Source organism: Cytobacillus oceanisediminis 2691 (assembly GCF_000294775.2).
GTDB classification, from domain to species: domain Bacteria; phylum Bacillota; class Bacilli; order Bacillales; family Cytobacillaceae; genus Cytobacillus; species Cytobacillus pseudoceanisediminis.
In genome coordinates this window covers 65,042-85,496 of record NZ_CP015507.1, presented here as the reverse complement: position 1 = coordinate 85,496, position 20,455 = coordinate 65,042, and the positions used below count along the sequence as shown (strand labels likewise).

The following is a 20,455-nucleotide window of genomic DNA, read 5'->3' as shown; positions in this document are numbered from 1 at the left end:
ATGTTTATTGCAGGTATCATAACTGAAACCCTTTTATATCTATGTTTTTCCATTTTAATTGGAGCCTTTCTATTATCCTTAGTGCCATTTCAGTCTAAACCTGATATAAAAGTGCCTAAAGGTATTTTGATGGCTGCGACAGGTGGGGTAGCAGTATTTTCCTTTGTTCCAGTATTGCAATTGATTTTATTTCTTTACCAAGACATTGGAATGGGACAAACCTTTCAATCTGTTCTTTTTACTTTTGAAGTTGGCAAAGCATGGATTGTAACCTATCTTCTATCGAATCTATTATTTATTTATATCATCTGGTTTGACTATAGAAGGAAGCGATTATTTGCGTTAATCGGTATTTTCATTACATTCTTATTGATTTTAGCGCTTGGGTGGTCAAGCCATGCTAGCTCCCTGGACCAGTGGAAAGGTTTTATTGCACATTCGACCCACTTTACTGCTGTTAGTATCTGGATTGGAATCCTGATTACTGTCAGCTGGTTCTCAAAAAATCATCATAACTGGCTGAACTTCTTAAAATGGTTTACGCCTGTTGCTCTCGTATGTTTAATGGTAACCATAGGAACTGGTCTGGTATTAACGGCGTTTGTAATTGATTATAGAGATTATACAAATGCCTGGATGGTTCCATATGGCCAAGCGTTGTTAATCAAACATTTACTGATTATACCTTTAGTATTGTACGCGGGCATTAATAGTGTCCTAATCAGAAGGAAATTAAAAGCAGATGCAGAGTTTAACCCAGTCCCCTGGACAAGGGTTGAAAGTGCAGTGATATTAATGATTTTTGCAGTTACAGCCGCATTGGGACAGCAATCGCCTCCTCATGATATTGAGGTGACAGTTAAAAGCGGCGTCTCCAAACTATTTGCCTTGTTCTATCAAGGCCAGATTGATTCTGCCATGCCTGTCCAAATGACGGCAAACATAACTGGTATATCTCTCGGAGTAGTAGCTATTCTGTTTCTTGCTTTAACTTTACTTTCCTATATTAAGAGGTCTTCAGCTGCCCTTTCATTTCTAATGAGCATATTGTTTGTTGTTTCTGCCTATCTATCATTGCTTTTAAGCATTAAATAGAATTCTGTCTTGATAGAATACAAAAGAAAAAAGATTATTAGGAGGTAAAAGTATGTCAAAGAAAATTCAGTCCCCTATGAAATTGATTATGGTTATAACTTTGCTGGTTTTTGCGATGATTGCAGCTTTAGTGGTCATCAATAATATGAAATCTGAACAAAATGCTTCCCCTAGTTTTGAGGAAGGCCCATCCATTGAAGGACAGCCAGTATTAGGAAAATCGGATGCTCCTGTAACGGTCGTAGAGTTTGGTGATTTTAAATGTCCCGCTTGCAAGGCTTGGGGACAAAATATCTTTCCAAAGCTTGTAGAAGACTATGTTGACACTGGTAAAGTTAAGTTTTCTTACATCAACGTTCTATTTCATGGAGATGAATCCAAGCTAGGTTCAGTAGCCGCGGAAGCAGTTTATAAACAAAATCCAGACAGCTATTGGGAATTTAATAAAGCCCTTTTTAATGCGCAACCTGATGAAGACCATGATTCTTTATGGATAACAATGGAAAAAATTAAGGAGGTTGCTAGCTCAATTCCTGGGATTGATTCTGACCAGTTAGAAAAAGATATCCAAAGCCAAGAAGTCATTGATGAGGTAAATAACGATTCAGCGCTTGTGGAGAAGTTTAAAGTAAAGCAGACACCAAGTATTATGGTAAATGGCACAATGCTTGAAGATCCATTTGATTATGAGAAAATAAAGAGTCTAATAGACCAGGCATTAGAGGATAAATAATGAAAGAACTTAACGTAAATCAAGCAAACATGTATTTGGCATGGATTGTTGCTTTGACTGCAACCCTTGGCAGCCTTTATTTTAGTGAAATACGGGGGTTCATCCCCTGTGAGCTATGCTGGTACCAGCGAATTCTTATGTACCCGCTCGCCTTGATTCTGGGGGTAGGCACTTTCCAAAATGACCTTTCTGTCAAAAAGTTTGTGCTCCCGATGGCGGCTATTGGATGGTGTATTTCCTTTTATCATTACCTTGTTCAAAAAGTGCCGGGATTTGCCCCTATCAAGCCTTGCGTGAATGGAGTTCCCTGCAGTGCACAATATATTAACTGGTTTGGGATTATCACGATTCCATTTTTAGCCCTTACTGCTTTTACAATCATCATCTATCTAATGATTTTTATTAAGCAAAAGAAGAACTAGGCAATTAAGACACCCTTATCGTGTACGAATTAGACGTGAACAGTTATAAAATTCTAAAAAGAAACCAGATTATATTTTAAATTACAAATTATCGGCATCGGTTCTTTAACCGATGCCGATAATTTTTAAACCTCAAGGCTATTATCAGTGTTAGTATAGGAATTTACATAGGTAAACAATTATATAATATAGTTTGGACTCACTTTTTGTTGCAATTAAATGGACAAAAAGTATAAAAAATCGCATAAGCTGTATATTTTTATATCAAGTTGCATGTTTGGTTTTATAAGCCACATAAAGAATATTAAGTGTTTATACTCGAAGTACCAGGTAATCCCCTGACTTCATTTGCACAACATCTGCTTTCATAGCTTTAGCGATATCTACAGTTAGAGATTCAGCATCTTTCTCATCCTTGGCGAGTAGCATCAGTGGTTTTCCTCCCAGCACCCTTTCTTTATTAGTGGTTATAAATGCTAATATTTCATAATTAGGCTTTTGTGTTGATTCGCGTCCCAAATTACTCTCTCCCTGTTAAATTAGTTTTCATTACTGCATGACTTTTCTTAGAACTTTCAAGTAGTGGAGTCTCCTTTACTGTTTCAATCAATTTATTAATGTCTTTTACAATAGGAACTAACGTGATCACCACTCTTCCTGCCTCATAGTCTTTCCGTGTGAAGTGATATCTCTTTACGCCTATTGACCTGGTAGCTTCAAATAATATGGCTTGCCTTTGACCATAATTATCGAGTGTAATTCGAAAATGTTCTTCGCGTGGATAAATAACAATCGCAATGCCCTCTTTTTCGAACAGTTTACGAGCATTCTCAGTTCCAAGCTGATCCGAAACATAAATGTCGTCTACAAATAGTTCAGAATCTCTTATCTCCACTTTTCCTTCCTTAATATCCGCAATATCGCCAACAGTTTTTCCTTTTGAAAAACGCTTCAAAACATAAAATACAAAAAAGCCGACAATCACCCCACACACTACATTAATCCAAGGCGTATCATTGTTAATTAGCTGAATTGTGAGACCTGTTGAAAATGAGACAATTAAAGCAAAGTAGTTCCTTGCTTCAAAGGTCTTGGCGATACCATCAATATAAGCATCCCCTCTATAAGTTGCTTCAGTATTCTCAAGGTCTTTTAAACTATCCCTTTCGGTCTTCCGTACATCCCTGAACTGCTGTATAGCCAGTGTCAAGAAAGTTACCGCAACAAAGTTTTTAGTCATTAAAGCCGGAATAGCAACCGCTCCTAAAGCTGCTGCAACAAATCCAGTGATAAGATGTGTTAAATAGCCATTTGGATAGCTAGGATATTGCCGATAGTCTTCTTTAATGGTTAAAACTCTTGCTAGTGTTCCAACTACAATTGCAGTAGTTATTAATACAATTTGGTCTGTTGAAATAATTCCGTCTTTCATTTTCTCACTCCTTAACAACCCATTATTGCCTTTTTCAGAAAAGGTATTCTTTTGAACCAAAATTGTTGATCTACTGTACTAGCGTAGCTGGATTCTAATTAATTAATTTTTTGATTTTAATGGCCAAGTATCAAAAGAGCTTGGGGTTATTAAACACCCCATTTACAACAATATTCTAATATGCATTTGAATATTGTATTTATCTTTACTATAATAGTAATTAAAGACAATCTAAGCAAAGTTTGAATAAAAATTAAGGAGATTGATATGAAAAGAAAAAGACTTATTATTCGAAGTGTGATTTTAATCCTGCTTTTTGGTGCTGTCGGATATACTCTTTATGCGAACTTTACAAAAGACAAGACTGTGATTGCAGAAGGAACAGCTGCCCCTGACTTTTCATTAGAGACACTGGATGGAGAGCGGATAAAATTATCTGATTTAAGAGGAAAAGGAGTCTTTTTGAACTTTTGGGGAACTTGGTGTAAGCCATGTGAAAAAGAAATGCCATATATGGAGAATCAGTATAAAAAGTTTAAAGATAAAGGAGTAGAAATTCTGGCTGTTAATATTGATGAAAGTGATTTTTCTGTTTCAACATTTGTGAAAAGACATAATTTAACGTTTCCGATACTGATGGATCGTGGGAGTGTTGTAACGGAATTATACAATATTGGTCCTATCCCCACTACAATATTAATAGACAAAAGTGGGAAAGTTGTTAAAGTATTAACCGGCACAATGACGGAGGAAGATATTAGCAATTACATGGAGTCGATTGCTCCTTAGTATAAAAGCCCTTTACAGGGCTTTTATACTTTCATGCTGATTACGTTAGATACCACATTGGAAGTTATAGATAACTTATAGAATGGCCGAAGCCAACATTTAAGCTTTGATGGAGGTTGTATTTTATGGATTTAAATTTGTTCTTAGCATTTGGAGCTGGTTTGCTGTCCTTTATCTCACCATGCTCTCTTCCCTTATATCCTGCATTTATTTCCTATATAACGGGTATATCCGTTAATGACCTTAAAAGTAAAAGAGCCCAATTCTTTAAAAGCAATGCATTCTTTCATACTTTATTATTTTTGGTCGGCTTTTCGATTATTTTCTTGGCGTTAGGATGGTCAAGTTCTCTAATCGGTGTACTGTTTATTCAATATAAAGATTTGTTGGAGCAAATAGGAGCCATCATTATTTTCTTTTTCGGTCTTATTATGGTAGGTGTGCTGAAGTTTGATTTTCTGATGATGGACCATAAGGTGCAATTTAAGAAGAAACCAGCAGGGTTTTTAGGATCAATATTAATAGGAATGGGGTTTGCAGCTGGATGGACACCTTGTACAGGGCCTATTTTGGCAGCTGTTTTTGCTCTTGGAATCACTAATCCAGGGCAGGGCTTGTTGTATATGGCTGTATATTGTCTTGGATTTTCCATACCTTTTCTATTTATGTCAATGTTTATAGATAAACTGACATTCTTTAAAAGGCACAGTGATTCACTTATGAAGGCTGGTGGGATTATAATGATACTAATGGGTGTTATTTTATATTTCAATTGGCTTACAAAATTAATCTCCGTCATTACAAACAGCCTTTTTGGCGGTTTTACTGGTTTTTAATTAGAAGAATCATATAGCAGTTTGGTGTAGGAGATAAAAAAATTAAATAGTAATAAACGATTGTAGTCTAATTTATTTATTAATGTATTGGTATTATCTAAAGAATATGTACGAGTTTTTTACATATTAGGGTTAGATTATGTCTCATAATTATTGTATTCTCTAAAATCTTGAGGCTGTTAAATACCTAGTAAAAATGAAAAAAAAAGACCGATTTGACCAAAAAACTAATTTGACTCAAAAAACTTAATTAGATATAAAAGGCATTGTTTATATATAATGCCTTTTTACACTAAATTTAGTATTACCTTTAGAAAAAATTAAGACATTGACTATGTTTATTGTTATCCTGTTGATTAGTATGTCAATTTCGGTGCTGCATGTACTCACATCATTTTAAGTCTGCTTTATAGACACAAAAGGTCCAAATCTTATGCGATTTGAACCTAAAATTACCTTCTATATTCATATTTTGTAATCTCAATAAAACTGTTGAGCTTGTAAAAAAGATCTATAAAAAATATTTCCATCAATAACTGTTAAGGTTAGCTGGGGCATGAATATACTTTTGATTGATTAATGGAGCTTCTCTGAGGGACTTGCTCCCAATTGCTGGTATAAAGATGCTACGTCCTTCTTTTGATAATGATGGTAATAGTCCAGGATTCCCAAATAAATAGCTTTTGCAGCCAGTTCTCTCCATTGAGGGGACCGAAGCTTGTCATTATCAGTTTTATTATCAATGAATCCGAGTTCAACTAGCACCGCGGGCATTGAATTTTCTCTGATTACATGAAAATCCCCGTTTTTCACCCCTCTGTCATTTAACTCCCATGCTTCCAATAACCTATTTTGGATATACTTAGCTGCTGCTTTACTCTGATTAACATTTGGATTTTGTGAAGCAGAATAGTAATATGTCTCAGTTCCATGGCCTGAACCGTTAAATGAGTTTGCATGGATGCTTACAAATAAATCGCCATTAGCATTTTGGGCTTTAGATACACGATCTTTTAATTCAATTTTTGTGTCCCTGTCTCTGGTCATCACTACAGCAAAAGGAGACTTTTTAATATAGGTATTTAACCTTAAAGCAGTATCTAGTACAACATCTTTTTCATATATCCCATACCCAGATGCCCCCGTATCGGGATAACCATGCCCGGGATCGATAATTATCGTCTCATCACTGAGTGGATTTTTTGTTCCAGATGAACCTTGTAAACTATTTATACTTAAGTAATCTTGATGTACGAAACCTTTTGAACCCCCTACAGATATATAAGCCCATTTTCCAATGGAATAACCAATATTTACTTGCGTTCCTGTTTCGAGCTTATTGACAACTGGATACTTTATAGAAGGGCCGCTTCTGACATTGAGTACATCAGCATTCACTAGTGCCTTTTTTGAAAAAGAAACAGACGCTCTCCTAGTTCTTAACTCTTCATTGATTGACCTAGCTAAAAACACAGCAAAATCTGATCGTATAAGTGTTTTATTAAGACCAAATGTTCCATCAGGGTATCCTTGTGCTATTCCAAGGTTCATAAGAACTGTTCCTGATGAACTCGTATTAGACCCACCGAGGTTAAATGCCCGGTTTAACATAAGTGCCATCTCACCCCTTGTTACTGACTTGTTAGGTCTAAAAGTACCATCAGGATAACCCGAAAGAATCCCGTTTTTGTATGCATCATTGATGTACCCTGAGGCAAAATAACTTGAGGACACATCCTTGAAATTGGTAGAACTATTTCCTGAGCTATACTGCAAAGCTCGTCCAATCATAGCAGCAGCCTCTCCCCTTGTAACTTGCTTATTTGGCGAAAATCGGGTAGCGCTTGTTCCGCTTACAATATCTCCAATTTTTAAGTAATTTATTTCTCTTTCAGCCCTATGATTCACTCCTAAATCTGAGAATGATTCGGCACTTCCAGGCGATGCGAATGTAAACAATAGAAAAGTAGCAGTAAACAAGAGAATTAACAAACGTTTCATTTATTAAAAAACACCCTTTTCTTTAAATTTTGATCCTTTAAATATATTATCGACATAATTATTCGCACTTTTTAATATAAAAGTCTGCTTCATCTCCTTTTGCTGTTTATGAGTGAGTATCGTTGTTATATGGATTAATAAACTCATATTTCACTAAATAAACATTGTCAGCCGAAACTGTCAATAATTTTAAATCCGAAATATTTGACAATTTTGTGAACAGGTTGAATAATATATAAAAAGGAGGTTGTTAACATATGGAATCTCGAGTAAAAATTTTAAATGCCCTAAAGTTTACAAGCGGCACTATAACTTTGATTGGCATCATTATTTTTTTTCTAGGACTTTTTGAAAACGGTTACAGTGTTTTGACACCCATCGGTGTTGGCACAATAGTAGGAGCTGTTTTTATCTTCCTGATGGGTATGTTCTTGGTAGCATCTGAAGAGATGGTAAAAAAGATTGGGAGACAGCAATAAGATTCGAAGCAATAAAAAGAGCGCCCTTTCAAGACGCTCCTTTTGTTACATATTAATAATAACCCCAAATTAATGACAGTAATGTACCGAAAACTGTCACTAAGGCTATGAAAAAACCATAATACAGCGTAGTGTAGATTGACCTCTTATCTTTCGATTCACCAGCGTGCATAAAAACAACCAATTGAACAGCTGCTTGAATAAAAGCTGTTATAAGAAGAATGGTCATAGCTAACTCAAATGACATATCCAAAAAGTAAACTGAAAGAGCAATTACCGTTAGGACAATAGAGAATACAAACCCTAATACTTGTTTTGGAGGAAATAATTCTTTCATTTCTATATCATTCCTTTCAGGAAGACGAAGCTAAAGATGAAAATCCACACCACGTCCAGAAAGTGCCAGTAAAGCGAGAAGATAAATGCTTTATTCGCTGTTTCAGGTGTCAAGCCCCGCTTTATAACTTGAAGGATAATAAACGCCCCCCAGAATAAGCCAAAGGTAACGTGTGCTCCATGTGTTCCTAAAGTTAGAAACAAGATAGCTGTAAAACCGCTAGTTTGCAGTGTTGCTCCTTCGTGAACATAGACAATAAAATCATATATTTCTACTCCTAAGAAACCAAGTCCAAGTAGTAGAGTAATTGCAAAGAAAGTAATCATGGCTTTTGCCTTGCCTAACCGCATGGCATGGATCCCGAGCCCAATTGTGAAACTGCTTGTCAAAAGTAATATTGTTTCAATCAGTACCGGTGTAATCTCGAAAATCTCAGCTCCAGATGGACCGCTGCCTGTCCGATCCACCAAAGTAAAATAAGAAGCAAAAAGCGTCCCAAAGAGAGCAATTTCAGCTCCAAGAAAAATCCAAAATCCTAATATGTTAAGGCGATTTTGTTCTGTTCCATATTCTAAAGGGAGCGAGTGATCTATTTTCATTTTTTGGCACCTCCCAATTCTTCTTCTGTTTTTTCGATTTCTTCAACAGAAATATAACGGCCATGGTCTTTCTCGAATGAGCGGTGAGCCAAACACGCAGCTATGCCGATTGAAGCAAGAACCGCGAGCATCCACATGCCGAATACAAAAGCAAAGCCCCATACAAAAAAGACTAATCCCATTAAAAACGGTACGCCACTATTATTAGGCATATGAATCGGTTCATACTTGCCTTTAAATAATTTATATCCTTTTTTCTTGTAATCCCAAAATGCTTCAGTTGAATCAACTTCCGGCACGATTGCAAAATTATATTCAGGGACTGGATTATGTGTAGCCCACTCTAATGAACGCGCGTCCCATGGATCTGCAGGGATATCCCTTGATGAGTATCGAATACTGTAATAGATGTTATAAACAATTAACGCAAATCCTATTGCCAGTCCAATGGCACCAATAAACGAAATCAGATTCCATATTCCAAATCCAGTTGATTCCGAATAGGTATACATCCGGCGTGCCTGGCCATCCAATCCAGAAATAAACATAGGGAAAAAGGTTACGCATACACTGATCGCAATAAACCAGAATGACCATTTACCAAGCCTTTCATTCAGCATAAAGCCGAACATTTTCGGCCACCAGTAGAAAAGTCCAGCTATCATGGCAAAAACAACGCCAGGAATGATAACCAGATGGAAATGAGCAACCAGGAACATTGTATTATGGTATTGATAGTCGGCGCTGGCCATCCCTAGCATAACACCCGTCACCCCACCGATTGTAAATATCGGGATAAAGCCGAGCGAGTAGAGCATTGGGGTGGTAAAAACGATTTTCCCTTTTCGAAGGGTGAACAGCCAGTTAAAAATCTTAATCCCGGTAGGAACAGCAATAGCCATCGTGGTAATCGAAAAAATACTGTTTACTAATGCTCCCTGACCCATTGTAAAGAAATGGTGGACCCAAACAAGGAAAGAAAGCACAGAGATAGCGACCATTGATATAACCATAGATTTATAGCCATATAGATTACGGCGTGAAAAGGTTGAAATAATTTCACTATAAATACCAAATGCGGGCAATATTAAGATATAAACTTCGGGATGGCCCCAAACCCAGAACAAGTTAGCCCAAAGCATGTCCAATCCGCCATTACTTGTTGTGAAAAAGTTAGTAGCAAATAGACGATCCATGGTACCCATTAATAATGCTACTGTCAATACTGGAAAGGCAAAGACAATAATCAGATTAGTAATTAACGCTGACCATGTGAACATGGGCATTTTCATTAAGGTCATCCCGGGAGCTCTCATTTTCAGAATGGTCGTAATAAAGTTAATACCAGTAATTAATGTACCAAGTCCAGAGATTTGAAGAGCAAGCATGTAGTAGTTAGTACCTACAGATTTACTATATTCAGTTCCTGCCAGCGGGAAGTAAGAAGTCCAACCAGAATCTGGAGACCCCCCGATAACGAACGAAATATTGAAGAGCATTGCTCCGAAAAAGTACAGCCAAAAACTTAAAGCGTTTAATCTTGGGAAAGCCACATCACGTGCACCAATTTGCAATGGAACAGCAAAATTCATTAATGCCATAATAAACGCCATTGCCATAAAGATAATCATAACAACACCATGTGTTGTAAAAATTTCATTGTATTCCTGTGCGCCAAGCAGCGTATTCTCTGGAACAGCCGTTTGGGCACGCATCATTATGGCGTCTACCCCTCCACGGAAAAGCATCAGTAAAGCTGATATTAGATACATGATTCCAATCCGTTTGTGGTCCACGGTCGTCAGCCATTCACGCCATAGGTATCCCCATTTTTTGTAATATGTCAGTCCTACAAAGATAGCGACCATTGTAAGGGCTATGGCAACCATCGATGCGTAAATTGTAGGTCCTGGATTAGGTACGGCAAATCGTGCTAAGAAATCCATACTATTTGACTCCTTTCGGAAAGTGTGTTGCTAAAATATCCAGCTAGAAATAGATTAGAAAGCTAGGCAACTCTTACTTTATTGGTTCATTTTGCTGTGATCCATTATTTCATCCGGATCTTTTTCGGATTTGCCAGGCTTCATTTCTTCTTTCTCTGAATCACCTTTCTTATGATGGCCTTTAGGCGGTGGTGAGAAAGATAAGTGAGTGCCAGTATAAGTTGATTGACCAAGATGTCCTGGCTTTAATAATTCCTCAAATTTTTCCTCTGTAAGAGGTTCTGCAGTTGCATTAATTTCCTCTACCCATTCATCGAACTCTTTGGGCGGCATTGCTTTTACATTAAACGTCTGTTGAGCAAAGCCTTCACCAGTAAAGCTGGCATTCCTACCGCTATATTCACCTGGTACATCAGCAGCAAGATTTAGGGTATTTACCATGTCAGCCATCGCATATTTTTGTCCACCGAGCTGAGGAATCCAAAAACTTGAGATTGGCCCGTAAGAATAAAGTTTGAATTCAATTGGCCGGTCTGTAGGAATGAACAGATAGTTTACAGTTTCAATGTTCTGTTCAGGATAACTAAAGTGCCATTTCCAATTAGATGATGAAGCGTAAATAACTAATGGTTCCTCGTCATATCCTTCTGGTGTTGCCTCAACTTTGTAGGTGGATACAACAGTCACTACCGATAGAAACGCAACAATTAATACCGGAATAGCGGTCCAGATGATTTCTAGTTTAAGACTGCCTTCAATGTGTGGAGGTTCATAGTCTTCACTCTGATTAGAAGCACGATACTTTCTAACAATGAAGATATATAAAGCAAATACAACCACTACAACTATAGCCATGGTCCAAATTGAGATCATGATTACATCTGCTGTTGTACGACCTTGTGGCCCTTTTGGATCTAAAACCAATAACGGTTCACATCCTGTTAACACAGTGGCAATAGTGAAAATTAATGTCAGTAAAGCCCATTTCATTTTCATAGGAGTTCCCCTTTCCGTATTTGCACAAATTTAAAGAATAAACTTAATGATTATATGTGCATGTGTTCACTTAAAGATGTTTAAAATATTATCATAAATTCAGCTGCCAATTGTGACGATTTTGAAAAGGAATTATTTTACTATAATTAGAGAGAACAAGACAAACCATCCTTCCATATTTTTCAATTAGAATTATTACACCTTTAAAAAAACATTTTTATGCTCACTTAATCACATTATCTCATAATCCACATTCAATAAAAGTGACAATAAAGCAACAAATTTATGGCGAAAATATGCACTATATCAATTTCCCCTCAATTACAAACCCCCAAAACTGGACTATTTTCTTTTGGAGAGGGAATAAACGAATTGTAGTTGACTATTATTGGTTAAGATAAAACTAAGTGCTAATTATGTTAAGTGGAGGAACTGCGGATGGAAGAAAATGAAGTGAAAAAAGGAGAAAAAGGTGCCTGGATTAGTATATCAGCATATATACTCTTATCCATTATCAAGCTTATCATGGGGAATTTGGGAAATTCGGAAGCTTTAAAAGCGGATGGATTAAACAATTTAACTGATGTCATTGCTTCTGTAGCCGTATTAATTGGATTAAGGATATCTCAAAAACCGGCCGATGAGAACCATAAGTATGGACATCTTAGAGCTGAAACGATCGCTTCTTTGGTTGCTTCATTAATTATGCTTACTGTTGGTTTGCAAGTAGTGATCGATTCTTTTAGAAATTTATATAATCCTGTTGAAGAAAGACCTGATTTATATACTGGGGCTGTTGCTTTATTTAGTTCTCTTTTTATGTACCTAGTCTACAGATATAATTTGAAGCTATCTAAAAGGATTGGAAGTAAGGCCCTTTATTCAGCAGCACAGGATAACCGTTCCGACGCATTGGTAAGTATAGGCGCTGCAATAGGAATAGCTGGTGCACATCTCGGGTTGAATTGGCTGGATTCCCTCGCGGCAGCAATTGTGGGAATAATTATATGCTTAACTGCCTGGGTAATTTTTAAGGAGGCGGCTCACGATTTAACTGATGGTTTTGAAGTAAAACTCTTGAAGGAAATTGAAGAAACAATCAATCAAACGGAAGGAGTAAAATTTGTTAAAAATCTAAGAGCAAGACTTCATGGAAACCACCCAATAGTAGATGTGACTATTTTTGTTGAACCTTCACTAACCGTTATTCAAAGTCATGATATTACTGTGAAAATTGAGGATAATTTACGTAAGTTTCATAATATCCATCATACTCATGTTCATGTAGAGCCTCACTAGATTAAATTGCCTGATTACTAAGTTCAAAAAAATGAGCCGCCATTACTGACGGCTTATTTCACTTTATGAATTGGATCTACCTTTTGTTTATTTATCGGAAGTATATCCTTTCTGATTAATAAACCTTAACAGATCGCCGTAGATAACTTGATCTGATGCGTTCAATTCCTTTTGCGCCCTTTCAGCATTCTTTTTACAGTTTTGTCCATCAATTTCGAGTGCAGTCTGCTTATCATAGCATCTATTTTTTGTATACAAATATTCTTTAGTAATAAAACTACCGTCTCTGAGAACTGTAAAATTGTCAGGATCTTCGGTAAAAAGATCTGAGCCAAAAGTAACATCCGTTTTATCTTTTATACCCAATAGGTTAAGAATAGTGGGTTTAACATCAATTTGTCCTGATATATTTTCTATAGTCTGTCCTTTATTTATTCCGGGAATATGAACGATCATAGGGACTTTTTGAAGCTGTGTTTCTTGGAATGGAGTAATCTCTTTACCCAGAAATTGAGCCATGGCTTCATTATGATTTGATGAAATCCCGTAATGGTCTCCCATTAGTATGAAAATAGAATTCTCATAAAGCCCTTCTTTCTTTATCATCTCAAAGAACTTTTTCAGAGACTCATCTTCGTATCTTACGGTCGTAAAGTATCGATTTACTGTTCCATCCTCAGAATTCCATTCGGGAATTAGCTCATCCTCTTCCTCTAAGGAAAATGGAAAATGATTTGTTAAAGTAATAAATTTAGCGTAGAATGGCTGCTTTAAAGTCCTTAAATATTGCATTGACTGTGCAAAAAAGATGTCATCTTTAAGACCCCATCCAATCGAGTTTTCTTCAGTAATATCATAGTATTCATCAGAAAAATACTGATTATAGCCTAAGGATTTATACATAACATCCCTGTTCCAAAAACTTTTGTTGTTAGCATGAAAAACTGCAGTGGAGTACCCTGATTGACTTAACAACGAAGGCAACCCCACAAAGGTATTTTGAGAATGTGTGAAGAATACTGCCCCCCTTGGAAGTCCGTAAAGAGAGTTTTCAAACAAAAATTCAGAATCGGAGGTTTTTCCTTGTCCGGTCTGATGATAGAAATTATTAAAATAGTAAGTGTCCGTACTTTTTATCAAACTATTTAAAAAAGGAGTGATTTCCTGGCCTTCAACTTTTTCGTTTATTATAAAGTTTTGAGTAGATTCCATAGAAATAACAAATACATTCTTCCCCTTCGCTATTCCTGCAAGTTCTTCATTGTTTGGTTTTTTAATTGCATTCGCATAATTTACGATTTCTCCTATTTGACTGCTGTCAGCAAAAGCACGATTCATACTTGTTTTTGTCTGCAAGTATGCATCATACAGTTGATAATTAAAGACTCCCAGGTTTTTCACAAGCATATTTCTATCAAATGATCTGGTTAATAACTGGGGTCTTTCAATATTGGCAAGAACTAGATTAGCTGCCATAACGAGTATGGAATAAAATAAAATCTTCCGCTTTTTAATTTTAATTTCACCAAATCGTTTTTTTAAAGGAATCAGAAATCCCAAATCTAATACTAAAAGGATGTCAAGCGGGTTAAGAAGACTGATAATACTGCTCCCCAAATCACTTGCATTGTCAGTTTGGAATAACACTGGAATTGTAATAAAATCATTAAAAAAACGATAGTAAATCAGATTAAAATATAACAATGTGGTAAGGAAGAAATTTGTAATAAAAAGCCTGGATTTAATTCCCTTTTTATTCCCAAATAAACACAAACACAATAAAAATAAAATTGAACCCCCGCAAGCTAACATTAATATGACTTCTTGGATAAAATTTTCAATTTCTAAGCTGAAAGCAAACCGGGTGACAACATATGTTTTTAAAGTTAAGGTTAACCAAATTATCCCTAAATACGAATCCTTTAATTTTTTCCCTTTCATATGGCTAGTCCCCTTTATACTTTTAATACATGTACATCCTCTCATATAGTTATCTATCTTATAATCTATCCCTATTTTTGTCAATTAATCTATAATTATTAACTGTTGAGACTCGTTATGATACATGTTAAGTTTGTATATGTCTTTAATGGGATTATTCATATTTAATAATGTTAGGATGATTATTAATTGAAGAATTTATTTTCTAAACTCACCATACTTTCAACTCTATTTGCACTTATTCTAGGGAATTTAGTTGTTGCTACAAATTCCGGGGATGCGTGTGGCACTGATTGGCCAAAATGTAATGGTCAATATGTTCCTGACTTTACTAAAATTAATATATTAATTGAATATTCACATCGGATATTTACCACTTCTCTCGGTTTTATTTTACTATTGAATGCCATTCTGGTTTCGAAAAAGCTAAAAAAAAGGCATACTAAATCTTGGTGGCCTGCAGTTACTGTAATTTTACTAATCGTTCAATCCCTAGTGGGTGGAATAAATGTAATATTGGGTACCCCTATTGGTTTTACAACCATTGATGTCACAGTGAGCTTGTTATTACTTGTATCAGTTATTTATACACATACCTTATTAGAATCACCAAAAGAAGGGCCTAAAAAAGTTATAAAAAAAAGTGCTCATTATTTATTAATCATAACCTTCATAGAAATAGTAATTGGAGCTTTCTTTAAACATTCTAGGATGAGCGAACTGCTCTATCCTGGTCAAACCGATGCCCTTATCAATAACCGAAATTTTTCACAGATGATTTACTCAATTCACGGTATATTAGGGCTAGCCTCTATCTTAGTGACAGCCTATCTTCTGTTTTTATCCTATAAACACAATAATTTTAAAATCCAATCAACACTGCTAATGTTTTTCTTATTAACCACAGCTATTTTTGGTCTCATTACAAAGATAAGTTTTTTGAGTCCTGTAACTTCATCTATACACATGATTTTTACTATTATATCCATTGCACTCACCTGCTCAATATCAGCTGACAGAAAGGGGATAGGAATTTAAGAAATTTAGTTATGCATGCTGATTAGCTGATTACTAACTTCTAATTGCTTGTTTTAAAAGTTAGGTTTTGGGTATTAACCCTTTTAAAAGGGGGATTACTATGAGCGCAAAAAATAACAAAACACAAAAAAATATGGGGCTGGCTTTCTTTTTGAACTTAGTCTTTACAATAATAGAAATAATTGGCGGTTTTATTACTGGTAGCATCGCTATTATATCTGATGCAGTTCATGATTTGGGGGACTCAATTTCTATAGGAGTGTCTTGGTATCTTCAAAAGAAGTCAGAAAAAGGTGCAGACTCTCATTTTACTTTTGGGCATAAAAGGCTGTCCTTAATGGGTGCACTATTAAATGCAGCTGTCTTATTAGCCGGTTCCATTTATGTTTTATACGAAGCAGGCAAGAGGTTATTTAACCCTGTTAATCCCAACTCGGAGGGTATGCTTTGGCTTGCCATTTTAGGGATTGCAGTGAATGGGTTTGCAGCTTACCGGTTAAAAAAAGGTGATAGCGGCTTAAACCAGAAAATTCTCTCCTGGCATTTAATTGAGGATGTATTAGGATAGGTAGCAGTTCTAATTGTTAGCATTATTTTGTTATTTAAAGATATTCCAATCCTGGATCCACTTTTATCTATAGGGATTACTTTTTACATTCTATACCATGTTATAAAAAACCTAAAGGATACCTTAGGTATCTTATTAGATAAAGCACCTAAGGGAATTGATACCAATATTTTAGAAGAAAAAATTCTGGGAATTTCATCGATTGAAGGTCTTCATCACTTGCATTTTTGGTCCATAGATGGAAAGGAACACGCATTTTCTGTTCATCTTGAAGTGCCAAATGACATGGACAGAGATTCTATTGTTACTATTAAAAATAAAATAAGGGAACATCTAAACGAATTTAAAGTGGCTCATTTTACAATACAATTCGATTATAGTGGAGAGAATTGTGAACAAAAAGAATAGCATGCAACTTATTCAAAAAATGAGGGGGATTTAATATCCCTCTCATTTTTTTCTATTAGTTATTCAGCGACCTCAAGTTCAACTTGAGGCATATTATGCATTCCTCTTGCTGTAACATGCGCTATAACATAATAAAGACCAGGCTCATTAAAGGTCTTTTTTACAAAGTAGGTACCTTCTTCTTTATTTAATTCACCTTTTATTTTTTCATGCTCCTGATCAGGAGCCCCTTCTTTCCAAATTTCAAACTTCATGTCATCTGCATCTGTTACCACTTCTTTTCCCTGGGTTATTTTAGCCTGAATCATTATTTCATCATTGGGCTTTAAGTCTGCAGGAACAGTTTCAACCGATACTTCTATAAGCTCCGGAATTTTTTCTTTGCTTTGTGTTTCGTTTTTATTTGAACAGCCAGCTAAAGTTAAGATTAAAAAAAGCAAAATAATTAATTTCTTCATCAGGTCGATTTTCCTCCAAATTAATAATGATTTTTTTGTTTTGTTCTTAAAACAACTTTAAAATTCCCTATGTTCTGAGTTAAGACTTCTGTTTGTTTCCATTTTATTGATTTTAAAATCTGAGGCTTCCTGATCCTTTCGGTACCATTCAAAAAATGTTGAAGCCAAAACAATCCCTAGAACTACTTCCTGTATAATTTTCATGAGGACTCCTCCAAGTTGCTGGTCCTGAACCAGAGACATTGAATTAAAGATCTCTGGGCCTGTCAATTCCAATCCTGACAGTCTATTAGATGGAACACATAACTTTAAAGCTTCTTGCCAGGCAGCAGGGTTTGAGTAAGTAGCATACAAAGAGGTATCTGCAAAAATAATCAAGGCACATGCGGGGGTTAACAATACTCCTTCAGCAAAGATATAACCCACCTTTTTTAGTCCATTCAGGGTTTGATGTTCTTCAAGCTGGTTGATTAGTGGCCACCACATATTTATTGCTAATAGGAACAGAACAAAGGTATAAGACGCATGAATTATTTTATCGGTTTTAACCATATCAAAAACCATGGGAATATGATAGATAGAGAAAAAACCATTAAAAAGTATTAATCCAATAAGCGGCTTGGTTAATAACATAAAAATCGGTTTTATTCCTGCAACATTTATTAAATTCCTCCAAATCCATTGAGGAATTCCAATTATCAATAATGGAGGAATAATCAAATATAAAATTGCCATCTGAGTCATATGAGCAGAGAACATTAGATGACCAAGCAGATCGACTGGAGCCCCTTTAATAACGTATAAGAGCAGTATCCCCAAAGAAAAAATGATTCCCTGTTTTGTCGTTAACGTCTCACTGTTTTTAAAGTTTCTACGGTAGATAACAGTAATAAGAAAATACATGGTTAATAGCATCAAAAGAAATACCAAAAAATAAGGACTCCAAAGAGCGCGAAAACCAAATATATTTAGTGTCCCCAAAGCACAGCCTCCCCTTTATAAAAAATAATAAGTACAGATCTTTCATGTGTGTCAAATTAGACTAACCATAGAAAAATTTTTAAGATTATGCTTTTCACCATTTCAAATAAAAAATTTAAAAAACCTCCTGCAAAAGGACGTGTCAATATAATTATCTATCTTAATTTTTATAGATTAATGAAAAAACCCTATATTTTTATATGCTCATATATTAAATTAATAGATAGGCTGTTAAAAGACAATCTTTATATTAAAAGTTCTTTTTTTCTTCACAATTCCTTAACAATTGAATATTTACGCTGTTAATTTACAAAATTTAAAAGGAGGAAGTACTATGCTAAAAAAGTTTATTCCCCTATTCCTTATAACTTTTTTTATTCCCCATTGGGTCTCAGCTGAAGCAAATGAAAAAAATGAAAGGAAATGGCAAGATGAAACGATCTACTATATAATGGTTGACCGCTTTAATAATGGAGACATTAAAAATGATTTCAATGTTGATGCTAAAAATCCTGAATCCTATCAAGGCGGAGATTTCCAAGGAATAATAGACAAACTAGATTATCTCAAAGATATGGGATATACAACGTTGATGCTCACGCCAATTTTTAACAATGAAGAAAATGGATATCACGGTTATTGGATTAATGATTTTTATAATACCGAAGAACATTTTGGTTCTTTAAAAACGTTTAAGAGACTTATTAAGGAATCTCATAATCGTGATATGAAAATCATCCTAGAGTTTCCATTCAATAATATTGGTCCTAACCACCCCTGGCTGAAAGACCCCCAAAAACGTGATTGGTTTAAGGGGAATATGGAACCGAAGGTTACAGGTGAAAATACTAAAGAAAATGAGTTCAGCAACCTGCCAGAATTAGATATGAGAAACCCTGAGGTTCAGAAGTACTTGATTGATATAGCGAAATGGTGGATAGCAGAAACGGATATAGACGGATATCAATTAAACTTAATCCAAAATGCACCTGAAAGCTTTTGGGAAAAATTTTCAAAAGAGGTTTATGAGGTAAAAGACGATTTCTATTTAATTGCTGACACAGTTCCAAGTGATTCAAATCCTGACAAATACGAAAAAATGGGTATAAAAAGTTTAATACATGAGGCATTCAGTAAAGAGCTAAGATCAGCATTCTCAAAACCTGACCAATCGCTTGAAAACTTATTCTCAAATCAATTGAAAGCTGACCTTACTGAAGACTCCCCTTATTTAATGGGAAAGTATTTGGATAATCCACATACACCACGTTTTACCAGCGGGGCGGTAAAAAACAATCAGCATCCGGGACCAAGGTGGAAGCTGGCACTTACTTATTTATACACCACACCTGGCGTACCTATTGTGTATTATGGGAGCGAAATTGCATTAAATGGTGAAGAAGAACCTGATAACCGGAAGATAATGGACTTTAGAACTGATAAAGAATTAATTGATTTTATAACTAAGTTAGGAGAACTCCGCCAACAGCTTCCTTCCTTATCAAGAGGACAACTGGAAGTATTATATGAAGACCATGCTGCAGCAGTGTATAAACGAGTCTATAATGATGAAGTGACTGTAACGGTCATCAATAACAGCTCCCGATCAACCACCATTACTTTATCAGCTGAAAAGCTTGGAGGAAAAGACAAAGAGTTAAGAGGATTGTTAGCAGGAGATCTTATTCGTCCAAAAGATAATAAATACATCTTTGTTCCCGAACGGGAGGAAAGTGAAATATATGTACTTAAAGAGAAAACCGGACTAAACATTCCACTTATCTTATCACTGGCAGCTGTTTATACAGCATTTATAATATTTATTATTGCTCTTCGCAAGCGCGCAAAAAAGAAGAAAAACTAATCAGTTGAACTGTTGGAAATGAAATAAAAAGAAGAACAGTCTTTAAAATATAGACTGTTCTTCTTAAAATTCTACATGTTAAGCCTCTGAGTAACCCTCCCTGAAATTATACTTCATCTATTGGCGAAATAGCCAAATTGCTAAAAGAATGAGGAAGAAAAAGCAGGTTAACCCAATGAACATCCACATCCTGCTGTTATTTGATAGGACAAAATATCCTGCTAAAAAACAAG

At 35.6% G+C, this 20,455-nt stretch carries 19 protein-coding genes and 1 pseudogene; 10 read left to right on the top strand and 10 right to left on the bottom strand.

The window, feature by feature from the left end; genetic code table 11:
- Genes A361_RS27580 through A361_RS27570 form a run of 3 tightly spaced genes read left to right on the top strand, consistent with a single transcriptional unit; the run spans window position 1 to window position 2,250 of the window.
- On the top strand, window positions 1-1,095 hold the full coding sequence (locus A361_RS27580) for a copper resistance D family protein (protein WP_019380958.1): 1,095 nt from the start codon (window positions 1-3) through the stop codon (window positions 1,093-1,095).
- A gap of 52 nt (window positions 1,096-1,147) precedes the next feature.
- Entirely contained in the window at window positions 1,148-1,828 is a 681-nt protein-coding gene (locus A361_RS27575; protein WP_019380959.1) for a DsbA family protein, read from the top strand.
- The gene (locus tag A361_RS27570; RefSeq protein ID WP_019380960.1) at window positions 1,828-2,250 is read left to right on the top strand and encodes a disulfide oxidoreductase; all 423 of its coding nucleotides are present in this window, start codon (window positions 1,828-1,830) and stop codon (window positions 2,248-2,250) included. Before A361_RS27575 ends, A361_RS27570 begins: the two co-directional genes overlap by 1 nt.
- Before the next feature lie 312 nt (window positions 2,251-2,562).
- Here A361_RS27570 and A361_RS27565 read toward each other — a convergent pair whose 3' ends face one another.
- Both A361_RS27565 and A361_RS27560 read right to left on the bottom strand, forming a co-directional pair.
- On the bottom strand, window positions 2,563-2,769 hold the full coding sequence (locus tag A361_RS27565) for a capping complex subunit for YIEGIA (RefSeq protein WP_019380961.1): 207 nt from the start codon (window positions 2,767-2,769) through the stop codon (window positions 2,563-2,565).
- Between the two features lies 1 nt (window position 2,770).
- Window positions 2,771-3,682: a YIEGIA family protein gene (locus tag A361_RS27560; RefSeq protein WP_019380962.1), complete on the bottom strand. Its 912-nt coding sequence runs from the start codon at window positions 3,680-3,682 to the stop codon at window positions 2,771-2,773.
- A 267-nt stretch (window positions 3,683-3,949) separates the two neighbouring features.
- Here A361_RS27560 and resA point away from each other — a divergent pair, with 267 nt between their 5' ends.
- The gene (gene resA / locus A361_RS27555; RefSeq protein WP_019380963.1) at window positions 3,950-4,471 is read left to right on the top strand and encodes a thiol-disulfide oxidoreductase ResA; all 522 of its coding nucleotides are present in this window, start codon (window positions 3,950-3,952) and stop codon (window positions 4,469-4,471) included.
- A 125-nt stretch (window positions 4,472-4,596) separates the two neighbouring features.
- Entirely contained in the window at window positions 4,597-5,307 is a 711-nt protein-coding gene (locus A361_RS27550) for a cytochrome c biogenesis CcdA family protein (RefSeq protein ID WP_019380964.1), read from the top strand.
- Between the two features lie 576 nt (window positions 5,308-5,883).
- Here A361_RS27550 and A361_RS27545 read toward each other — a convergent pair.
- Window positions 5,884-7,266 (bottom strand): N-acetylmuramoyl-L-alanine amidase, encoded by a 1,383-nt coding sequence (locus tag A361_RS27545; RefSeq protein WP_162272028.1) that lies wholly within the window; start codon window positions 7,264-7,266, stop codon window positions 5,884-5,886.
- A 299-nt stretch (window positions 7,267-7,565) separates the two neighbouring features.
- On the opposite strand from A361_RS27545, the gene A361_RS27540 reads away from it, so the two are divergent.
- Window positions 7,566-7,787: a hypothetical protein gene (locus A361_RS27540; protein WP_019380966.1), complete on the top strand. Its 222-nt coding sequence runs from the start codon at window positions 7,566-7,568 to the stop codon at window positions 7,785-7,787.
- 52 nt (window positions 7,788-7,839) lie between these two features.
- On the opposite strand, the gene qoxD is transcribed toward A361_RS27540, so the two are convergent.
- The 4 genes from qoxD to qoxA all read right to left on the bottom strand — a co-directional run bounded on the left by qoxD (window position 7,840) and on the right by qoxA (window position 11,665).
- A complete protein-coding gene (qoxD, locus tag A361_RS27535) occupies window positions 7,840-8,124 on the bottom strand; it encodes a cytochrome aa3 quinol oxidase subunit IV (RefSeq protein WP_019380967.1) in 285 nt (94 codons plus the stop codon).
- A 2-nt stretch (window positions 8,125-8,126) separates the two neighbouring features.
- A complete protein-coding gene (gene qoxC / locus A361_RS27530) occupies window positions 8,127-8,723 on the bottom strand; it encodes a cytochrome aa3 quinol oxidase subunit III (protein ID WP_019380968.1) in 597 nt (198 codons plus the stop codon).
- Entirely contained in the window at window positions 8,720-10,669 is a 1,950-nt protein-coding gene (gene qoxB / locus A361_RS27525; RefSeq protein ID WP_019380969.1) for a cytochrome aa3 quinol oxidase subunit I, read from the bottom strand. Before qoxB ends, qoxC begins: the two co-directional genes overlap by 4 nt.
- 78 nt (window positions 10,670-10,747) lie before the next feature.
- Window positions 10,748-11,665, bottom strand: a complete 918-nt coding sequence (gene qoxA, locus A361_RS27520) for a cytochrome aa3 quinol oxidase subunit II (RefSeq protein WP_019380970.1) — start codon at window positions 11,663-11,665, stop codon at window positions 10,748-10,750.
- A 438-nt stretch (window positions 11,666-12,103) separates the two neighbouring features.
- Between qoxA and A361_RS27515 the strand changes: the two genes are divergently transcribed.
- On the top strand, window positions 12,104-12,964 hold the full coding sequence (locus A361_RS27515) for a cation diffusion facilitator family transporter (protein ID WP_019380971.1): 861 nt from the start codon (window positions 12,104-12,106) through the stop codon (window positions 12,962-12,964).
- Window positions 12,965-13,051: 87 nt separating this feature from the next.
- On the opposite strand, the gene A361_RS27510 is transcribed toward A361_RS27515, so the two are convergent.
- A complete protein-coding gene (locus tag A361_RS27510; RefSeq protein WP_019380972.1) occupies window positions 13,052-14,905 on the bottom strand; it encodes an LTA synthase family protein in 1,854 nt (617 codons plus the stop codon).
- A gap of 189 nt (window positions 14,906-15,094) precedes the next feature.
- Here A361_RS27510 and A361_RS27505 point away from each other — a divergent pair, with 189 nt between their 5' ends.
- Together A361_RS27505 and A361_RS27500 are read left to right on the top strand one after the other, a co-directional pair.
- Complete coding sequence (locus A361_RS27505) at window positions 15,095-15,943, top strand: COX15/CtaA family protein (RefSeq protein ID WP_019380973.1); 849 nt, start codon at window positions 15,095-15,097, stop codon at window positions 15,941-15,943.
- Between the two features lie 100 nt (window positions 15,944-16,043).
- A pseudogene (locus A361_RS27500) lies at window positions 16,044-16,919 on the top strand (cation diffusion facilitator family transporter).
- A 59-nt stretch (window positions 16,920-16,978) separates the two neighbouring features.
- On the opposite strand, the gene A361_RS27495 reads toward A361_RS27500, so the two are convergent.
- Entirely contained in the window at window positions 16,979-17,377 is a 399-nt protein-coding gene (locus A361_RS27495; RefSeq protein ID WP_019380976.1) for a FixH family protein, read from the bottom strand.
- Window positions 17,378-17,434: 57 nt separating this feature from the next.
- Window positions 17,435-18,358: a cytochrome c oxidase assembly factor CtaG gene (gene ctaG / locus A361_RS27490; protein WP_019380977.1), complete on the bottom strand. Its 924-nt coding sequence runs from the start codon at window positions 18,356-18,358 to the stop codon at window positions 17,435-17,437.
- A gap of 334 nt (window positions 18,359-18,692) precedes the next feature.
- Here ctaG and A361_RS27485 point away from each other — a divergent pair, with 334 nt between their 5' ends.
- On the top strand, window positions 18,693-20,222 hold the full coding sequence (locus A361_RS27485) for an alpha-amylase family glycosyl hydrolase (RefSeq protein ID WP_019380978.1): 1,530 nt from the start codon (window positions 18,693-18,695) through the stop codon (window positions 20,220-20,222).
- The last annotated feature ends 233 nt before the right edge of the window (window positions 20,223-20,455 follow it).

Excerpts from the sequence above, each read along its gene's own strand:
- A361_RS27580 (WP_019380958.1), top strand. The coding sequence starts at position 1 with ATGTTTATTGCAGGTATCATAACTGAAACCCTTTTATATCTATGTTTT.
- A361_RS27575 (WP_019380959.1), top strand. The coding sequence starts at position 1,148 with ATGTCAAAGAAAATTCAGTCCCCTATGAAATTGATTATGGTTATAACT.
- A361_RS27570 (WP_019380960.1), top strand. The coding sequence starts at position 1,828 with ATGAAAGAACTTAACGTAAATCAAGCAAACATGTATTTGGCATGGATT.
- A361_RS27560 (WP_019380962.1), bottom strand. The coding sequence starts at position 3,682 with ATGAAAGACGGAATTATTTCAACAGACCAAATTGTATTAATAACTACT.
- resA (WP_019380963.1), top strand. The coding sequence starts at position 3,950 with ATGAAAAGAAAAAGACTTATTATTCGAAGTGTGATTTTAATCCTGCTT.
- A361_RS27550 (WP_019380964.1), top strand. The coding sequence starts at position 4,597 with ATGGATTTAAATTTGTTCTTAGCATTTGGAGCTGGTTTGCTGTCCTTT.
- A361_RS27540 (WP_019380966.1), top strand. The coding sequence starts at position 7,566 with ATGGAATCTCGAGTAAAAATTTTAAATGCCCTAAAGTTTACAAGCGGC.
- qoxD (WP_019380967.1), bottom strand. The coding sequence starts at position 8,124 with ATGAAAGAATTATTTCCTCCAAAACAAGTATTAGGGTTTGTATTCTCT.
- qoxC (WP_019380968.1), bottom strand. The coding sequence starts at position 8,723 with ATGAAAATAGATCACTCGCTCCCTTTAGAATATGGAACAGAACAAAAT.
- qoxB (WP_019380969.1), bottom strand. The coding sequence starts at position 10,669 with ATGGATTTCTTAGCACGATTTGCCGTACCTAATCCAGGACCTACAATT.
- qoxA (WP_019380970.1), bottom strand. The coding sequence starts at position 11,665 with ATGAAAATGAAATGGGCTTTACTGACATTAATTTTCACTATTGCCACT.
- A361_RS27515 (WP_019380971.1), top strand. The coding sequence starts at position 12,104 with ATGGAAGAAAATGAAGTGAAAAAAGGAGAAAAAGGTGCCTGGATTAGT.
- A361_RS27510 (WP_019380972.1), bottom strand. The coding sequence starts at position 14,905 with ATGAAAGGGAAAAAATTAAAGGATTCGTATTTAGGGATAATTTGGTTA.
- A361_RS27495 (WP_019380976.1), bottom strand. The coding sequence starts at position 17,377 with ATGAAGAAATTAATTATTTTGCTTTTTTTAATCTTAACTTTAGCTGGC.
- A361_RS27485 (WP_019380978.1), top strand. The coding sequence starts at position 18,693 with ATGCTAAAAAAGTTTATTCCCCTATTCCTTATAACTTTTTTTATTCCC.